The sequence below is a fragment of the Sphingomonas pollutisoli genome (assembly GCF_029167165.1).
Taxonomy (GTDB): Bacteria; Pseudomonadota; Alphaproteobacteria; order Sphingomonadales; family Sphingomonadaceae; genus Sphingomonas; species Sphingomonas pollutisoli.
In genome coordinates this window covers 1-2,401 of the sequence record NZ_JARFNJ010000034.1, presented here as the reverse complement: position 1 = coordinate 2,401, position 2,401 = coordinate 1, and the positions used below count along the sequence as shown (strand labels likewise).

Sequence of the window (2,401 nt, the reverse complement as noted above, 5' to 3'; positions counted from 1 at the left end):
CTCGTCGCACCATGCCCGATGGTGTTCGGGGCCGCGCAGGCGCTCCGGTTCCTCGGCGGAGTAGCAAAACCCCATACTGCCGTTCGGCCACGTCACCAGATCCTTGCTCGGCTCGTATGTCGGCCGCGTCGCCGGGTCGCCGATGTTGACGAGACCGCTACGGCCTTCGATCATGACCTTGCGAACGTCGTCGTCGGTCGGGCCAACAAGCGCGATGCGAACGCCTGGGTTGCTGATCGCGAAATGCGTGATGTCCTCCGCGCCGGTGCGGGTTTTTCCCCAGCCACGGCCCGCGAGGATCAGCCACACCTCCCAATCGCCCATTGGCGTGATCTGGTCGGGGCGGGCGATTTCCAGCCACTTCGCGCGGGCGCGGCGGCCGATGGTGGCGCGCTCGATCTCGCGCAGGAAGATTTCATCTGCGCTCGTGTCAGCCATGAGCGGCGGCTCCGATAGCCTCAGGCGAGGGCAGGGAAGCGGCGATGCGATTAGCGAAGTAACCGTGCAGCCGGTCCAGCGCCTCGGGCATGTCTGTGAACAACGAAATGATTTCGCGGCTCAAGTTCGTGACGTACACGTCGCCATTAAACTGCTGATTGATCGTCGTGTTGTGCGTGACGTGCGGCAATAGCTCGCCGGTGATGCGCCCTATATCGTTGAGCGTGGCGCGCATCTCGCGCCCTACAGAGATCATCTGTCCTGTCGCGCCGACTTCGCGGTTCGATATGAAACTCGCCTGATAGCTTACATAGAGCGCGCGCAGACCTTCGACGACGCTGACGCCTTCCTCAAGACAGAGCTTTTCCAACTCGGCGCGCGAGCCGTAAGGCCCCATCTTCGCGGCGGCTTTCCAGGCGTCGCTGACATGCGACGACCAGTGCCGATGCACCGCGCTCTTGCTCAACCCGAAGCGGTCCGCCGTGGCGCTCTGTACGCCACCGCACGCGAGAATGTGGTCGATCGTCATGCGCTCGGGATGAGCGCACACGGTGCAGAGCGGGGCAGAGATCGAAGCTTCAGCCATTACGCCTTCCGAAAGGGTATGGGCGCGAGCGGGATGGAGGCCGCCCGCGCCCGATTGGCTCACCCCAGCAAGGAGTCGGAGGGGCGCCAACTGCGGGTGTTGTGACGGAGACCGCCCGCTGCTCCGGCCGGCGGATGGCACTGCGTAAGCAAGGGCCGCCGGCATCCATGAAACCTATTCTCGCATGTCCCAGGGGGAGGGCGTCGCGGGGTCATCGACCAGCGCGGCGCGCCACATCTGCCACATCTCGACGTACTGCCGTTCCTGATCCTGACTGCGCTTGCTCGCGCCGTCGCCGACCAGCCGGGCGAGCATCTGCGCGCGCGGGTTGAGCTTGAGACCGAGCGGTGGCGTTCCCGCCGATCCCGGTGGCAACGGGCCTTCCGGCTGGGGCAGGGGCGTGAATGCCACCCGACCGAGGAAGCCCAGGTGCATCGCGCCTGCGGAAAGCGTCTGATACGCCGCCTCCATCGCCTCAAGGATCGTCGTCGCGTGTTCGTTGCACGCCGCGTTCGTGGCGATGCGGAGATCAAGCTCGGCCGCATCAAGCGCCGCATCTGCATCGTCGCGTTCGCGGGTGAGGGTTTGCAGCGCCGCATGTGCCGATCGGGCTTCCGCCTCCGCGCTGCTGCGTGCGATGGCGTCGGCGCTCGGCTTGTCGCGCTCGACGTTCAAGCCGCGTGCCGCCGCGTTGCGGATGCGCTCGATGAAGTCGCCCGTTGCCCGTTCCTCGATGGCGGCGATCTCGGCGACACGATCGTCTGCCGCCTTGGCATGGTCGGCCGCAAGGTCGCGGGTGACATGCGCCATGTCGCGCGCCGTCTGCGCTGCATCGCGCCGTGCGAGCGCCTCGGGGATGCTGAGAGGGGTCAAGCGGGCTTCCTCCAACGCTCGCGGCCCGCCTTGGCGATGGCTTCCAACTGCTCGCGGGCCTTGCGGGCGTTCTCGATTGCTCGCGCTGTGAAGGCGGCGCGATCAGCGACGGGCTTGCCGGTGGCGGGATCGCGGTTCGCGTCGGCGCCCGGCTCCGTGCGGTACAGCATGAACTCGACGGGGCTTTCTTCCAGCCGGAACTCGGCGGCGGGGTGGCGAAGCACCTCGCGCCATGCCTTCGTGCCGTCGCCCCACATATCAACGCGGTAGTCGGAGCCGTCCAACTGCACGCGGTAAACGCCCTTGTTGTAGCGGGCATAGGGGGCAGGGCTGGCGTCCGCGACCGTGGCGGGTGCGGCAGGGCGGCCCGGCGGTACCTCAATCACGATCTTGGTGGGCTCACGCTTGGCGGGGATTCCATCGTGGACGTTGCGCACAAGGGCCATAATTGATCCTTCGTCGGGCTGGCGAACGTCTCACGACGGGCGCTTACAGGTGGGAAAA

General features: G+C 66.5%; 4 protein-coding genes. All 4 read right to left on the bottom strand.

Going from position 1 to position 2,401, the window contains the following annotated elements:
• On the bottom strand, positions 1-438 hold a 438-nt coding region (locus PX554_RS26140; protein WP_275504997.1), incomplete at its 3' end, for a terminase large subunit domain-containing protein.
• A complete protein-coding gene (locus tag PX554_RS26135) occupies positions 431-1,024 on the bottom strand; it encodes a hypothetical protein (protein ID WP_275504996.1) in 594 nt (197 codons plus the stop codon). The genes PX554_RS26135 and PX554_RS26140, both read right to left, overlap by 8 nt.
• Positions 1,025-1,198: 174 nt before the next feature.
• Complete coding sequence (locus PX554_RS26130; RefSeq protein ID WP_275504995.1) at positions 1,199-1,897, bottom strand: hypothetical protein; 699 nt, start codon at positions 1,895-1,897, stop codon at positions 1,199-1,201.
• A complete protein-coding gene (locus PX554_RS26125) occupies positions 1,894-2,343 on the bottom strand; it encodes a hypothetical protein (protein WP_275504993.1) in 450 nt (149 codons plus the stop codon). The genes PX554_RS26130 and PX554_RS26125 overlap by 4 nt, the downstream gene beginning before the upstream one ends.
• Positions 2,344-2,401: the final 58 nt, after the last annotated feature.